This is a genomic window from Curtobacterium sp. RM9, from assembly GCF_054956955.1.
Genome location: NZ_CM143271.1, coordinates 1605742 through 1620771 on the forward strand (window position 1 = coordinate 1605742; position 15030 = coordinate 1620771).

Sequence of the window (15030 nt, forward strand, 5' to 3'; positions counted from 1 at the left end):
CCACACCATGCCCCTCGACGGCATCACCGGATCGGTGGACCAGGCCGCGCAGGCCGCCGCCCTCGCGCAGAACAGCGCGACCAAGAAGTCCCAGACGATGGACTCCGAGGTGTTCATGAAGCTGCTCGTCACGCAGCTGCGGAACCAGGACCCGTCCTCGCCGATGGACACCAACCAGATGATCAGCCAGCAGACGCAGCTCGCGATGATGGAGCAGGTCACGAACCAGACCACGACGGCGAACGAGAACTTCTCGCTGCAGATGCGGATCGCCGCCGCGAACCTCGTCGGGAAGCAGGTCAGCTACACCGACGCCACCTCGGGCAAACCCGTCACCGGGACCGCCTCCGCCGTGTCGTACGCCGACAGCGTCCCCACGGTCACGGTGAACGGGAAGGAGGTCGCACTCGACGTGATCTCCGGCATCACCACCACCGCCACCGCCTGACCCCCCCCTCCTTCTTCTTCACCGTTCTGCCTCCACGAAAGGACGCACCATGCTCCGCTCGCTCTACTCCGGCATCTCCGGCCTCCGCTCCCACCAGCAGATGCTCGACGTCACCGGCAACAACATCGCCAACGTCAACACCGTCGGCTTCAAGTCGTCCTCGACGGTCTTCCAGGACACCCTGTCGCAGATGACCCAGGGCGCCGGCGGACCGCAGACGGGCATCGGCGGCACGAACCCGGCGCAGATCGGCCTCGGCGTGCAGGTGGCCGGCGTCTCGACGAACTTCGCGCAGGGCTCGGCGCAGGCCACCGGCAAGGCGACCGACCTGATGATCTCGGGTGACGGCTTCTTCGTCACCCGCCTCGGCAACGACACCGTCTACTCGCGGGCCGGCGCGTTCGACTTCGACGCGAACGGCCGACTCGTCACGGCCGACGGAAAGATCGTGCAGGGCTACCCGGCCGCGAACGGCGTCGTGAACGAGGGCGGGCAGCTCTCCGACATCGTGCTGCCGATCGACGCCGCGGCCCCGGCCGTGCAGACCACCACGGCCGGCGTGACGGGCAACCTGCCATCCGAGACCGCGGTCGGCGGCACGCGGGTCCGCGAGGCGACCGTGTACGACGCCGCCGGTGCGAAGCACACCCTGTCGCTCACCTACACCCGCACCGCTGCCGGGTGGTCCGTCGCCGGCACCGACGGGCAGGGCGGCTCGGGCACGAGCACCCTCGCCTTCGGCGCCGACGGCAAGCTCACCGCGGGCGGCTCGATGAACGTCAACGGCATCGCCGTCGACATGACACAGCTCACCGGCTTCGCGTCGCTCGACACCGCGTCGATCGCGAAGCAGAACGGCAGCGCGGCCGGCTCGCTCCAGGGCTACTCGATCTCGAAGGACGGCACGGTCGTCGGCACGTTCTCGAACGGCGCCTCGTTGGCCGTCGGCCGGATCGCCCTCGCGACCTTCGCCAACCCGGCAGGCCTCGAGAAGACCGGGGCCTCGGGCTACCGTGCCACCGCGAACTCCGGCCAGGCCAGCGTCGGCGCCCCGGGGGACCCCGGCGTGGGGCAGCTCGCCTCGGGCACGCTCGAGATGTCGAACGTCGACCTGTCGCAGGAGTTCACGAACCTCATCGTGGCGCAGCGCGGGTTCCAGGCGAACGCGCGCATCATCACCACGAGCGACGAGGTGCTGCAGGAGCTCACGAACCTGAAGCGCTGATCCCGTCCACCAGGACGACTCAGGGGCCGTTCCCGCATCGCGCGGGGACGGCCCCTGCGCGGTCCGGCACGGTCAGGGTCGCTGGTCGCGCCCCGATCGCTCGATCGGCGCGTCCGCTCCCCACCGCTCCATGGACGCCACGAAGTCGTCGAGGAACTCCTGCAGGTCGAGTGATCCGTCCCACTGCTGCTCCTCGCTGGTCCCACCCATGCCCGGAACTGTACGAACGGGACCCCGCGCGCGGGCGGCATGTGCGGGAAGCGGCCAGCCGCTCGGTTCAGCGGCGCAGGGTGTCGCGCGGGTACTCGCCGAACGCCCGGTAGTAGGCCGCGGAGAACCGCCCGAGGTGCGCGAAGCCCCAGCGGCGCGCGACGTCCTGCACCGTCGTGGTCGAGGGCTCGGCGCGACGGAGCACCTCGCGGACGTGGCAGAGGCGGACCTGCTGCAGGTAGGTCATCGGCGTGATGCCGAGGTCGCGGACGAACCCCTCCTGCACCGAGCGCACGCTGAGGCCACCTGCACGGGCGATGTCGGAAACCGTGAGTGGTTCCGCCGCGTGTTCGTGCACGTACTCGACGGCGGCGCGGACCCGGGCGCGGCGCGGGGTGAGCAATGACGCCGGCATCGTCGCGACGGTCGGCGGGTAGAGGTCGAGGAAGGCGGACGCCGCCGAGCGGGTGAGCGTCTGCCAGAGCAGCGTGCCGACCCCGCCGCGTAGCTCACCGGCGAGCATCCCCATCTGTGCGCGCCAGCGGGCCAGGGCTGCCGGGTCGAGGCGACGCAGGTGGTCGAGCCCGAGGTCGGACGTCGGCAGGGTGTGGAACCGTTCCTCCGCGACCTCGTGCACGAGGTCGCGGGACAGGTGCACGAGCCGCTGGTCGTAGTCGCGGTACTCGAACACGAACTCGCGCGCGCTCGGGAAGAGCATCGGGACGCCGACGGCGAGCGGGACCCGGTCGCGGCGGACGTCCGGGACCGCCTGTCCCTCGGTGATCCACTGCAGGACGTAGTCGTCGGTGTGCGGGATCGCCCCGCGGATGGAGCCGGTGATCCGGGATCGGCGGAGGGTGATCCGATCGTCCCCGAGCGCGGTGTACCGGTAGGTGAAGGGCTGGTCCGTCGGCCGGGCCGCCCAGTCCTTGCCGTCGTACAGGCCACCGATCTCATGGACGACGGCAGCCGGCTCCGTGCCGCGTGCCTCGATACGGACCGCGCTGCGCTGCTCGGTCCCGGCCTCCGCAGGCACCGCGTCGACATCCGGCGCAGCTGCGTCGCGCGTCAGCACCGCGCGCTGGTCGTCGGTCATGGCCCACCCTCGTTCCGGAGACAGCTCGGTCACCGGTGTCCGGGGTCTCGGGGCACCGTCGTCAGGGTACCGCAGTGGCCTGCTCCGGGCGCTCCGGCAGTGTGGCGGGCGGACGGGTAGCGTCCACGGGGACCGGAGGGAGTGCGCGTGGTGCAGGATCGCGAAGCGGGGCTGATCGATGCGTTCGTCCGTGCGGCGGGCGCGGTGGTCGACGACTACGACGTCGTGCAGTCACTGCAAGGACTGATCGACGACGTTGTCGACCTCTTCGACGTCGACGCTGCGAACATCATGCTCGCCGCTGACGACGCCCTCGAGGTCGCGGTGGCCACCAGCGACGGGGCGCTGTCCTGCGCTCGCGCGCAGCTGCGCCTCGCCGAAGGACCGTGCATCGATGCCTCACGCTCCGGCGAGGTCGTGGCAGGAGCGGACCCCGACGCGATCCGTCGGCAGTGGGAACGGTTCGCGCCGTTCGCGGCGGAGGCGGGGTACACGTCCGTCCTGTCCGTGCCGATGCGGAGCCGGGGCCTGGTCATCGGGTCGCTCAACGTCTTCCGCGGTCCGGCCGGTGCGTTGCCGGCCGCGGACGTCGCTGCACTGCAGGGGCTCTCCGACGTCGCCACCATCACGATCCTGCAGCAGCGCAGCGCCGATCACGCGGCCCGCACGCAGGCGCAGCTGCAGCGGGCGCTCGACAGTCGGATCGCGATCGAGCAGGCCAAGGGCTTCATCGCGAACACGCACGGCGTCGACCTGGACACCGCGTTCGCGCTGCTCCGCGGGCACGCGCGTGCGCACAACATGCTGCTGCGCGAGGCCGCGCAGCACGTCACGGACCGCAGTCTCGTCATCCCGGCGGCCGACGCTCCGGACCGACGCTGACGACGGACTGGAGGCGCGGTGCCAGCTGGCACCGCGCCTCCAGACGGCACGTGGTCCCGCTCAGACCGGTGCTGCGGACAGCACCGCCTTCGGGACCCGGTGCAGGGTCACGGCGCCGACCGCCGCGAACGGGTGCAGCGGGTCCGGGTCGCCCGAGCCGGTCGGGCCGCCGAGCTTCGAGTCACCGACCGCGCTGAGGACGGCGTAGGCGTCCTCGGCCGTGAAACCGTGCTCGTCCACGAGGAACGCGAAGGCGTCCTCGTAGCCGCGGCGGACGCTCTCCTGCACGGGATCGCCGAGGCCGACGAAGAGCCACTCGTCGGCCGTCTCGATGCGCGGCGCCCGGAGCTCCGGACCGCCGCGCACCAGGTCGACGGACACGACCGCGGTGCCCTGCGCCTCGATCGCGACGAAGGAGGACTCGCCCTCGGCCATGATCGCGTGGACGTCGCCGATCGACAGCAGCGCGCCGGGGACCCGGACCGGCAGGTACACGGTCGAACCCGGGCGGGCCTCGGTCACGTCCATGTTCCCGCCCTCGGCGTACGCCGGCATGATCGTCGAGTTCGAACCCGCGGCCGGTGCGACGCCGATGCAGCCGATCATCGGACGCACGGGGAACGCGTGCCGGTCGGTGACCCGCACGACGCCGTCCTCGATGGGGCAGCGCCGCGCGAACACACCCTCGGGCATGACGTGCTGCAGCGCCCCGGAACCCGGGAGTGACACGGACCAGCCGTGCGTCGTGAGCTGGATGTCGTGGATCGTGACCGCGAGGGTGTCGCCGGGCTCGGCGCCCTCCACGTACACCGGGCCGGTGACCGGGTTGATCGGCGCCTGGAGCTGCGCGAGGTCGTGGTGCCGGTCGAGTTCGGCGTAGACGGCGTCCGTCGTCTCGAAGCCGATCGTCTCCCCGGTGCCGGGGCGGACGCGGAGGACGGGCTCGCGGTCGGGGGAGAAGCCCGGGACGCCGAGGGTGTTCGGCAGGAAGTGGTCGGGGGTCATGCGTGGTCTCCTTCCGAGCCGACCGCGGTGGATCGGCCCGTCGCACGGTAGTAGAGGAACACGCCGGCGCCCACGATCAGCCAGACGATGCCGCCGACCTTCGCCTCGACGGCGGCGTTGAGCAGCACGTACCCGATGATCAGGAACCCGATGAGCGGCACGACGAGGTGGAGCAGCCAGTTCCGGGACTTCCCCTTGAGCACGTGGTGCACGAACACCGAGACGTGCAGGAGCATGAAGCCGAACAGGGCGCCGAAGTTGACCAGGGACGAGATCGTGTCGATCTGCCCGACGAAGAACAGCACGAGGATCGCGGACAGCACCGAGACGACGATGATCGCGTTCTGCGGGACCTGGCGACCGTTGAGCCTGTGCAGGAACGCCGGGAGCTGGCGGTCACGGCTCATCGAGAACAGCAGTCGGCTGGTCGCGGCCTGCGCGGCCATCGCGTTCGCGATGCCGACCGCGAGGACGTTGACCGCGAAGAAGGCGGTCGCCCACCCGCTCGACGACGCCTGCTCGACGATCGAGAAGAAGGCGTTGCCGGCCTCGCTGTCCGAGAACGAGTCGCGACCCGCGGCCAGGGCGGATGCGAGCCAGGTCTGCAGGACGAAGAGGAACGCGACGATGACGAGTGCGAGGATCATCGCGAGCCCCGCGCCGCCGCGTCGGCCGGTGGACTCCTCGGACAGCGTCGAGATGCCGTCGAACCCGAGGAAGCTCAGCACCGCGATGGACAGCGCCGATGCGATGAGCGGCGCGGACACCTTCGACGGGTCCCAGACCTGGTCGGTGCTGAACGAGGCGCCGGGGACGGTGCCGCCGGTCAGGGCGACGATCGCGATGACGACGAAGATCGCCACGAACACGAGCTCGATGAGCAGGAAGACCCGGTTCGCGAGCTTGAGCGACGAGACGCCGAGGAGGTTGATGACGGTGTTGATCGCGACGAACACGAGCGCCCACAGCCAGCGCGGGGTGCCCGGGAAGATGCCGACCATGCTCTCCGCGGCGAACACGTAGAGCAGCGTCGGGACGAGCAGGTAGTCGAGCAGGATCGCCCAGCCCGCGAAGAAGCCGGCGGTCGGGTGGATGCCGCGCCCGACGTAGGAGAAGACACTGCCGGCGAGGGGGATGGACTTCGCCATCTGCGCGTAGGCGACCGCGGTGAAGATCATCGCGACGAGGCCGACGACGTACACGAGTGGGACCATCCCGCTCGAGGCGTTGTAGACGGTGCCGAAGATGGCCCAGGGGGCGATCGGCACCATGAAGACGAGCCCGTACACGAGCAGGTCGGTGGTGGAGACGGAGCGCTTGAGCTCCTGCTTGTAGCCGTAGGCCTCGAGCTGCTGCTGTGCGGAGAGCTCGCTGTGCTGCTGCGACATGGGGTTCCGTTCCGGGAGACGGGGCTGGACAGGGATGGTGGGGCGGGGTCAGTCGTCGTGTGCGGCGAGGAAGCCCGCGACGACGCGGCGGAACTCCTCGGGCTGTTCGAGGTGCGAACAGTGGCTCGCGCCCGGGAAGACGTGCTGGCGGACGTCGGCGATGCGCTCGACGAAGGGCTGCCAGGTGGCGGGGGTCGCCTCGTCGTGCTCACCGGCGACGACGAGCGTCGGGACGGTCACGCGGTCGAGGCGCTCGACGATCGTCCAGTCCCGCATGGTGCCGATGACGTGGAACTCGTTCGGCCCGTTCATGGTGTGGTAGACCGTCGGCTCGGCCTCCATCTGCTCCTCGGAGTCGACGAAGTCCGCGGGCATCGGGACGACGCGGCAGACGTGGCGCTCGTAGAACACCTGGGTGGCCGCGAGGTACTCGGGGTCGTCGACCGTGCCGGCCTCCTCGTGCCGGGTGAGCGCGTCCTGCACGTCCTGCGGCAGCTGCGCGCGGAGTTCGGCGGCGCCGTCCACCCAGAGCTGCATCGAGGCCGGGGAGTTGCAGATGGCGAGGGAGCGGAGGTGCTCGGGCTGCCGCACCGCGATCTCGGCGCCGAGCATGCCGCCCCAGGACTGGCCGAGGACGTGGTGGTCGCCGAGGCCGAGGTGCGCGACGAGTGCGGCGTACTCGTCGACGAAGAGCTCGGGCGTCCAGGTGTCGACGGGTGCGTCCGGACGGTGACTGCTCCGGCCGCAGCCGAACTGGTCGTGGTGCACGACCGTGCGGCCGGTCTCGTCGGCGAGGGCCGCGAGGTTCCGGAGGTAGTCGTGCGCCATGCCGGGCCCGCCGTGCAGGACGACGAGCGGCAGTGCGCCGGGGGTCGGGGTGTCCGGTTCGGTGGTCCGGAACCAGGTGTGGCCGTCGCGGAACGGCATCGTTCCTTCGGTGATGCGGGACATGGAGGAAGCATGGACCGGGCAATGGTTCGCTGCAAGACCATTACGTGTCCTTTAACGTGGACGAAACGAACGGGGGCCCGCGGTGGCGGAACGCACGACCGAGAGCCGGGTCGACGAGGTCGAGGACCGGCTCGTGACCGCGGTCGCCGTGGGGGAGTACCTGCCCGGTTCGCGGCTGCCTCCGGAGCGTGAGCTCGCCGGACTCCTCGGCGTCGCCCGGGTCACGGTCCGCGGCGCGCTGGCACGGCTCGTCGACCGCGGGCTGCTCGAGACCCGTCGCGGCCGTGGCGGCGGCACCTTCGTCCGGACCCAGTGGCCTGGTTCGTCCTCGGACGCCGTCGGGCGGACGCTGCTCGCCCGGTGGGCCGGCATCCGCGACACCGCCGACGCGATCGCGCTCCTGCACGGTGCCCTCGCGACCGCCGCCGCGGAGCGGATCGACGGCGGGCAGGCCGCTGCGCTCCGGGAGCGGCTCGACGCGTTCCGGATCGCCGCGTCCGGGTTCGCCAAGCAACAGGCCGACGCGGTCCTGCACCGCACGATCATCGACGCCGCGGGGAACGAGGTCCTCGCCGCGACGCTCGCCGGGCTCGAGGCGCAGGTGTCGATCGCCGCTCCGGCGCACCTCTGGGGCACCGCCGAGGGCATGGCGGCCATGGAGGCCCGGGCGCTCCGTGAGCACGAGGACCTCGTCACCGCGGTGTGCGAGGGGCGTGCGCTCGACGCCGGCACGATCGCCCGCCGACACGTCGGCATCGACCTCGAGCTGCTCGAACAGGCGATGCGCCGCGCGGGTCAGGTGCCGACGACCGACTAGCGTCAGCACCGTGCAGCCCGGAGCCGACCCCCTCGTCCCGCTCGACGTCGTCCCGGTGGGTGAGCACGTGGTCGTCCCGGACGTGTTCCGCCCCGTGGCGGCCGTCGTCCGCAGACGCGGCGGGCGCGGCGCCGTGCGGTGGCTCACCTGGCCAGACGCGCTGCTGCCGGAGCGGGCGATCGAGGAGGCGACGGCCTGGCCGACCCCGACGGGCGTCTGGGTCGTGTACAGCTCCGACGGGATCGACGACGAGACCCGGACGGCGGTCTTCGTCGCGCCGGACGGGGTCGGTGCCTCGGTCGACCTCGGGGACCGACTGCCGATCGGGGCGGACGCGACCGGGCTCTGGGTGGGTGACCCGCGGGACGCCTCGGTCTGGACACAACCGTTCGGCGGCGACGAGCCGTACGTGGAGCCCGACGTCGACGAGGAGTCGCTGGGCTGGGCGGACGCGGGCCCGTTCTGGCCGGACCCCGCGACGTGGACGGAGCCGGGTGCCGACGAGGACGAGGACGAGGACGAGGACGAGGACGAGGTCGGCGACGGCGGTCCGTACACCGCCTGGGGCGGTGCGGACGGCGAGTGGACCATCGGCTTCGCCGACGACGCCGACCCCGACGCGTGGCAGCCCGACGACGGCGAGGCCCCGGAACCCCTCCCGCCGGTCCCGACCGCGCCGACCGACGTCGAGCGGATCGCGCCCGACGGCACGCGCACGACCATCCACGTCGACCACCTCGTCGATCGCGTGGTGCTCGACGGCGACCGCCTGACCCTCCGCTTCCACCGCACCGGCCCGCGCAGTGATCCGCATGCGGAGCCCTTCTCCGGCGCCGTGTACGGACCGGAGACGGTGACGATCGACGTCGCCGCTGGCCTGCCGGAGACCGTCTCCACGGAGGAACTCGTCGCCAGCCCCGCAGACCCGGAGGACGACGACGCCTGGGAGCGCGAGGTCCTGGAGCGCGAGGGACGTCGGGCGCGCTGGTTCGACCGGCTCGACCTGACGGGGGTCCCCGGTGCCGACTGGCCCCGCCACGACCCCGGCGCGGCCGTCATCGCGAGGCACGTCGCCCGGCTCCGGTCGCAGTTCGTCGGCCTCGACCGGCCGCTGCTCTGGTGGTCGGCGGACGGCGGTGGGCCGATGCGCCGTCGGAGCGACCTCCGGAACGTCGAGGTCGCCGTCGAGGGCGCCTGGCCGGAGACCGAGGTCGTGGTGTCGTTCGAGCACACCGCGGTGCCGTTCCTCCGGCTCCGTCGCCGGTACCGGGTGTTCGACGAGACCGGGCGCCCGCGCGACTGGGGACTCGCGACGGCGCACCTCGAGGAGGACGTCGACAGCGGCCACATCCCACCGCGCAGCGCCGCCGTCGACGGCGTCCTCGACATCTGATCGACGCCGCGGCACGGCGTGGCCCGGCCCGGACCCGGCCACGGGGCGGGGTCAGGCCGGCGTCGATCCCTCGAGCCGCGCCTCCTCGGCGTCGTAGCCGGCGCGCACCTGCCGCAGCACCAGGTCGTCGATCTCGTCGGCGTCCCGCATCCGGAGCAGCGTCGCCGCCTTGTGCCGGACGAGCGCCAGCTCCAGCGCCACCGCGCTGTCGTGCCGCTGCAGGGCCGGGTGGTCCTCGTCCTCCTCGGCGCGGGCCTCGATGACGTCCAGGTGCGCCTCGTAGTCCTTCCGGATGCGCTCGACCGTCGCACGGTCGGCGCCGGCGGCGCGGGCGAGGCGGGGGAGCGCGGCGAGTGCCTCCTCGACCGCGGTGCGCTCGGCGTTCCGGCGCTCCTCGCCGACGGACTCGTCCTCGGGGAGGGCGGCCCGGCGGAGGACGGCGGGGAGCACGAGCGCCTGCCCGACGATGGTCACGACGACCACGCCCGCGGTGACGAACACGATGAGGTCGCGGTCGGGGAAGGCGTCGCCGGACTCGAGCATCCGCGGGACGGCGACGGCCATCGCCAGGGACACCGCCCCGCGGAACCCGGCGAAGCCGCTGACCAGTCGGTCGCGTCGACCCTCGCGGGGTTCGCTCCCGAGGCGTCGGGTGACCAGCCAGACGGTGCCGCCGATCGACCCCTCGAACGCGAACCGCACGAGCACGAGCACGACCGAGACGGCGAGCACGATGCCGATGCCGCGGACGATCTCGCTGCTGTCCAGCGCGCGGGCCGCGACCATCGCCTCGATGCCGACCAGCACGAACAGGGCGCCGTTGAGCAGGTAGGTGAGGAACGACCAGAAGGCCCGTACCTGCTGCCGGGTCTCGGCGCGGTCGAGCTTCGGCGCCACCTGGCTCACCACGATGCCGGCGGCGACGACCGCGAGCACGCCCGAGGCGCCGATCGCCTCGGCACCGAGGAACGCGGCGAACGGCACGAGCAGCGTGATCATGTTCTCGAGCACCACCGTGTCGACGCGCCGCAGCGCCACGGTGCCGAGCCATGCCGCGAGCAGTCCGGCCGCGACGCCGCCGACGTAGGACAGCACGAGCATGCCGGAGACGTTCCAGAAGGTGAGCTCCTGCGCGCCGGTCGTGACCGCGACCGCGATGCCGTAGACCACGAGGGTCGTGCCGTCGTTCACCAGGCTCTCGGCGCGGAGCACCGTCACGTTCCGCCGTGGCAGCATCTTCGTGAGCACGCCGACGGCCGTCGCGTCCGTCGGGGCCACCGCCGCACCGAGCACCCACGCCGGGCCCCACGGGAGCCCGAGCAGGTGCAGGAGCACCGCGACGACGCCGGCCGTCACGACCACGAGCACCGTGCCCATGAGCACGATGCCGCGCAGGTTCTTCCGGATCTCGCGGAGCGACGTGGTCAGGCTCTCCCAGTAGAGCAGCGCCGGCAGGAAGAGCAGGAGCACCGCGTCGGCGGGCAGCTGCACGCGGGAGAACTGCGGGACGAACGCGAGCAGGGCGCCGATCGCGAGCAGGAGCACCGGCGGCGCGATGCGGAGGCGGTCGGCCAGCCCCGCGGTCAGGGCGATCGCGAGGCCGAGCACGACCACCAGTTCAGGTCCGAGCACGAGGGTCCTTCCGTGGGGTCGACGCTCCAGTCAACCCGGCGTCCGCTGGGCCCCCTGGCGGGTTCGGGTCAGTCGTGGAACGTCTCGATGGAGGCACCGAGTGAGTTCAGGCGCTCCTGGAGCTGCTCGTACCCGCGGGCGATGATGCCCACGTTGCGCAGGACGCTCTCGCCCTTGGCCGCGAGCATCGCCAGCAGGATGACCACCGCGGGGCGCAGGGCCGGCGGGCAGCTGACCTCGGCACCGGAGAAGTGCGTCGGGCCGGTGACGTCGAGTCGGTGCGGGTCGCGCAGGGTGACGCTCGCGCCGAGACGGGTCAGGTCGAGCAGGTGGATCGCGCGGCCCTCGTAGACCCAGTCGTGCACGAGCGTCGTGCCCTCGGCCATCGCGGCGATCACCACGAAGAACGGCAGGTTGTCGATGTTCAGCCCGGGGAACGGCATCGCGTGGATCTTGTCGATCGGCGCGTGCAGCTCGGACGGGTGCACCGTGATGTCGACCAGACGGGTCCGACCGTTCGCCGCGGCGTACTCCTCGGACACGTCGAAGCGCAGGCCCATCTCGGCCAGGGTCGCGAGCTCGATCTCGAGGAACTCGATCGGCGCACGCGTGACCGTCAGCGTCGACGACGTCACGATGCCGGCGGTCAGCAGGCTCATCGCCTCCACCGGGTCCTCGCTCGGCCAGTAGTCGACGACCTCGTCGATGCGGCTCTTGCCGGTGATGCGGAGCGTCGTCGTGCCGATGCCCTCGATCGTCACGCCGAGCAGCTCGAGGAAGAAGCAGAGGTCCTGCACCATGTAGTTGGGGCTGGCGTTGCGGATGACCGTCTCACCGTCGCGCGCGGCGGCGGCGAGGATCGCGTTCTCCGTCACGGTGTCGCCCCGCTCGGTGAGGACGACGGACTTCGTCGGCACCGCGGTGTTCGCGACGTCGACCTCGTACCAGCCGGAGGTGGCCTCGACGTCGACGCCGAAGGGGCGGAGCGCGATGAGGTGCGGCTCGACCGTGCGGGTGCCGAGGTCGCAGCCGCCCGCGTAGGGGAGTCGGAAGGAGCCGTACCGGCCGCTGAGCGGGCCGAGGAACATCAGGACGCTGCGGGTCCGGCGGGCGGCGTCGGCGTCGATCGCGTCGAGGCGGAGGTCCGACGGCGCGACGATCTCGAGCACCTCGCCGTCCTCCGACCACGTGACCGTCGCGCCGAGGCTGCGCAGCACGTCGATGATCCGGTCGACCTCGACGATGCGCGCCACCTTGTGCAGCCGCGTGACGCCGCGGTTGAGCAGCGACGCGCAGAGCAGCGCGACGGCGGCGTTCTTGCTGGAGTTGACCGCGATCGAGCCGCTGAGCTTCCGCCCGCCCTGCACGCGGAGGTGCGAACGTTGCGGAGCGCCGCCACCGATCGACACGATCTGCTGGTCGAGCGCGTCGCTGATCCGGGTGAGCATCTCGAGCGACAGGTTCTGGCCGCCCTGCTCGATGCGGTTGATGGCGCTCTGACTCGTGCCGACCCGCTCGGCGAGCTGGGCCTGCGTCATGCTGCGTCCCTTGCGGGCGCCCCGGATGAGGGCGCCGACCTCGCGGAGGGGAGCTGGTGTGGCCGAAGTGGCCGGCGTGGCGACGGTGGTGGTGTCGGTCATGTCCGGCACGCTAACACGCTCATGAGATAAAACGGGTGACAATCGCGCCGTAACTCTCAGGAACGGATCGGGAATACCCCATCCGTGAGAAGTCAGCCGCCGGTCCGGTGCCAGGGGCCGGGATTCTGCGGGCGACGCCACCGCTCCGGCGCACCCTCGTGCGGGGCCGGGTCGGTCAGCCAGCAGGCGGTGTCCGGCGACCACCCGGCGACGACGCTCGCACGGTCGGCGTCCACCGGCACCGCGACGCCGGACGTGCGGAGCCACCCGGCCACGGTGAGGTGCACGACGTCGTACTCGGTGGCGACCCCTGACCAGTCCGGCACGACCCAGTCGCCGACGCGGTCCGTCGCCACCGACCAGTCGTACTGCCGCGAGGTCCGCCCGACGGGGAGCGGCCACCGGCGGCACAGCTCGGCCCAGTCCTGGCGCGTGTCGATCGTGTGGACACGGGGTCGGCGTCCGGTCGTCACCGGGCGGACGGTTGCGTCCTGCCAGCCGAACGAGTCCTCGACGGCCCAGAGGGCGAGCGGTCCCAGACCGGGCAGGGGTGCACCCGTGGTGGTCGTGCAGGGCCACGGCACACTCGTCCACCAGGACCCACTGACCGGTCCGCGGGTGCCCTCCCGCTGCTCGCCCCGTACGCCGTCCGCCCAGGTCCGCAGGACGTCGACCGCGGCGGGGCGCTCGCCCTCGACCCGCGACCAGTGCTCTGTCTCGATCGCCCAGCGGTCCGGCATCGGCGCGAAGAGCGCCCGCACCGCCGTGGCGGCGAGGACCCGTTCCGCCAGGCGTCCGAGCGCACCGCCCAGTGCCGGGTGTGCCAAGAGCACCTCTTCGTCGTGGGGCGGCTGCCACCACAGTGCGCTCTCGGCGGTCTCCTCGAGGGCGACGACGACCTGTTCGGCGCTCGGGTCGTCGACGGACGCGGCGTCGAGCGCCCGCGCGAGGTCGTCGGGATCGACGCCGGGTTCCGCCACGAGGGCACCGACCGCGTCTGCGACCCAGGAGGAGCCCGGGGACGTCACGAGCACGAGTTCCAACAGGAAGCGACGACCGCGCGGGCCCTCGAGCAGGTCCGCCGCGGTGATCACCCTGCGAACCTAGCGCTCCCACCGGGTCCGCACTAACGGGGACGCGCCCCGGACCGATAGTCCTCGGTGCAGGCCCACGGACGGGCCGCATCCCGCCCCACGGACGGCGGCGGGACGATCGAGAACCAGGACGGGCCATGATCGTCGTCACACGACTCAACGGCAGCGGATTCGCTGTCAACCCGGACCTCGTGGAGCGCATCCAGGAGACGCCGGACACGACCCTCATCATGGTCGACGGCGCGAAGTACATCGTGCGGGAGTCCATGGCCGAGGTCATCGACCTGATCGCCGCGTACCGCGCGCGGATCGTCGGCATGGCCTACGGCACCGACACGGGCAGCGCGAACCAGACCGGTCCGCAGCCCACCCTCGCCCCCGTCGCGCCGCTGCACGCCGCGCAGCACGGCCGGCTGCAGGACGGGGGGCGCTGACGTGGACATCGCAACGATCGTCGGCATCCTGCTCGCCTTCGGCGCCCTCTTCGGCATGGTGCAGATGGAGCACGTCGAACTCGGCGGCCTGTTCCTGCCGGCACCCATGATCCTCGTGTTCGGCGCCACCATCGGCTGTGGCATCGCGAGCACCACGCTGAAGGACGCCCTCGCTGCGTTCAAGGCGGTCCCGAAGGCCTTCACGGGCAAGGTCACGCCGCCGCAGGCCGTGATCGACGACGTGGTCGGCCTCGCCGAGACCGCCCGCGCCAACGGTCTGCTCGCGCTCGAGCAGGAGGCCGACAAGCACGACGACCCGTTCATGAAGAAGGCGCTGCAGAACATCGCCGACGGCACCGACGGCGACGAGCTCCGGATCCTGCTCGAGGACGAGATCGAGTCGAACGCGGCCCCGCAGCGGAGCGCCAGCGCGTTCTTCATGGGGCTCGGCGGCTTCGCACCGACGGTCGGCATCATCGGCACGGTCGTCTCGCTGACCCACGTCCTCGCGAACCTCGGCAAGCCGGACGAACTCGGTCCGCTCATCGCGAGCGCCTTCGTCGCGACGCTCTGGGGTCTGCTCACCGCCAACTTCCTCTGGCTGCCGATCGGCGGCAAGCTCCGCAAGCTCGCCCAGCTCGAGGCCGACCGGCAGACGCTCCTGATGGAGGGGCTGCTCGCCGTGCAGGCCGGCAGCCAGCCGCGCCTGCTGGGCGAACGCCTCACCGCGATGGTGCCGCCCGCCGCCCGGGGCGACAAGGGCAAGGCGAAGCCCACGAAGGCCGACGCCGACGACCAGCAGCTGGCGGCCTGAC

General features: G+C 71.8%; 15 protein-coding genes. 7 read left to right on the forward strand and 8 right to left on the reverse strand.

Going from position 1 to position 15030, the window contains the following annotated elements; genetic code table 11:
- The first annotated feature begins 7 nt into the window (after positions 1–7).
- Together ACY3FI_RS07610 and ACY3FI_RS07615 are read left to right on the forward strand one after the other, a co-directional pair.
- Positions 8–448 (forward strand): flagellar hook assembly protein FlgD, encoded by a 441-nt coding sequence (locus ACY3FI_RS07610; protein WP_462550181.1) that lies wholly within the window; start codon positions 8–10, stop codon positions 446–448.
- Positions 449–497: 49 nt separating this feature from the next.
- Complete coding sequence (locus ACY3FI_RS07615; RefSeq protein WP_462550182.1) at positions 498–1673, forward strand: flagellar hook protein FlgE; 1176 nt, start codon at positions 498–500, stop codon at positions 1671–1673.
- Between the two features lie 72 nt (positions 1674–1745).
- Here the strand turns inward: ACY3FI_RS07615 and ACY3FI_RS07620 are convergent, their stop codons facing one another.
- Positions 1746–1883 (reverse strand): hypothetical protein, encoded by a 138-nt coding sequence (locus ACY3FI_RS07620; protein ID WP_462550183.1) that lies wholly within the window; start codon positions 1881–1883, stop codon positions 1746–1748.
- A gap of 67 nt (positions 1884–1950) precedes the next feature.
- Positions 1951–2979, reverse strand: coding sequence for a helix-turn-helix transcriptional regulator (locus tag ACY3FI_RS07625; protein WP_462550184.1), 1029 nt, complete (start codon positions 2977–2979; stop codon positions 1951–1953).
- 147 nt (positions 2980–3126) lie between these two features.
- On the opposite strand from ACY3FI_RS07625, the gene ACY3FI_RS07630 reads away from it, so the two are divergent.
- Positions 3127–3861: a GAF and ANTAR domain-containing protein gene (locus tag ACY3FI_RS07630; RefSeq protein WP_462550185.1), complete on the forward strand. Its 735-nt coding sequence runs from the start codon at positions 3127–3129 to the stop codon at positions 3859–3861.
- 60 nt (positions 3862–3921) lie between these two features.
- Here ACY3FI_RS07630 and ACY3FI_RS07635 read toward each other — a convergent pair whose 3' ends face one another.
- The 3 genes from ACY3FI_RS07635 to ACY3FI_RS07645 are packed head-to-tail and all read right to left on the reverse strand — an operon-like array spanning position 3922 to position 7205.
- The gene (locus ACY3FI_RS07635) at positions 3922–4866 is read right to left on the reverse strand and encodes an acetamidase/formamidase family protein (RefSeq protein ID WP_462550186.1); all 945 of its coding nucleotides are present in this window, start codon (positions 4864–4866) and stop codon (positions 3922–3924) included.
- The gene (locus ACY3FI_RS07640; RefSeq protein WP_462550187.1) at positions 4863–6254 is read right to left on the reverse strand and encodes an APC family permease; all 1392 of its coding nucleotides are present in this window, start codon (positions 6252–6254) and stop codon (positions 4863–4865) included. The genes ACY3FI_RS07635 and ACY3FI_RS07640 overlap by 4 nt, the downstream gene beginning before the upstream one ends.
- A 48-nt stretch (positions 6255–6302) precedes the next feature.
- Positions 6303–7205, reverse strand: a complete 903-nt coding sequence (locus ACY3FI_RS07645; protein ID WP_462550188.1) for a proline iminopeptidase-family hydrolase — start codon at positions 7203–7205, stop codon at positions 6303–6305.
- Between the two features lie 82 nt (positions 7206–7287).
- Here ACY3FI_RS07645 and ACY3FI_RS07650 point away from each other — a divergent pair, with 82 nt between their 5' ends.
- Complete coding sequence (locus ACY3FI_RS07650; RefSeq protein ID WP_462550189.1) at positions 7288–8022, forward strand: FadR/GntR family transcriptional regulator; 735 nt, start codon at positions 7288–7290, stop codon at positions 8020–8022.
- Positions 8023–8032: 10 nt separating this feature from the next.
- Positions 8033–9415: a hypothetical protein gene (locus ACY3FI_RS07655; RefSeq protein ID WP_462550190.1), complete on the forward strand. Its 1383-nt coding sequence runs from the start codon at positions 8033–8035 to the stop codon at positions 9413–9415.
- A gap of 51 nt (positions 9416–9466) precedes the next feature.
- Here the strand turns inward: ACY3FI_RS07655 and ACY3FI_RS07660 are convergent, their stop codons facing one another.
- The 3 genes from ACY3FI_RS07660 to ACY3FI_RS07670 form a co-directional block, all read right to left on the reverse strand.
- Positions 9467–11047 carry a Na+/H+ antiporter gene (locus tag ACY3FI_RS07660; RefSeq protein ID WP_462550191.1) on the reverse strand — a complete coding sequence of 527 codons (1581 nt, stop codon included), beginning with the start codon at positions 11045–11047 and terminating at the stop codon, positions 9467–9469.
- Between the two features lie 68 nt (positions 11048–11115).
- Positions 11116–12687, reverse strand: coding sequence for a helix-turn-helix domain-containing protein (locus tag ACY3FI_RS07665; protein WP_462550192.1), 1572 nt, complete (start codon positions 12685–12687; stop codon positions 11116–11118).
- Between the two features lie 92 nt (positions 12688–12779).
- A complete protein-coding gene (locus ACY3FI_RS07670; RefSeq protein WP_462550193.1) occupies positions 12780–13781 on the reverse strand; it encodes a hypothetical protein in 1002 nt (333 codons plus the stop codon).
- A gap of 137 nt (positions 13782–13918) precedes the next feature.
- On the opposite strand from ACY3FI_RS07670, the gene ACY3FI_RS07675 reads away from it, so the two are divergent.
- Together ACY3FI_RS07675 and ACY3FI_RS07680 are read left to right on the forward strand one after the other, a co-directional pair.
- Positions 13919–14215: a flagellar FlbD family protein gene (locus ACY3FI_RS07675; RefSeq protein ID WP_462550194.1), complete on the forward strand. Its 297-nt coding sequence runs from the start codon at positions 13919–13921 to the stop codon at positions 14213–14215.
- A gap of 1 nt (position 14216) precedes the next feature.
- A complete protein-coding gene (locus ACY3FI_RS07680) occupies positions 14217–15029 on the forward strand; it encodes a motility protein A (RefSeq protein ID WP_462550195.1) in 813 nt (270 codons plus the stop codon).
- Position 15030 lies beyond the last annotated feature (1 nt).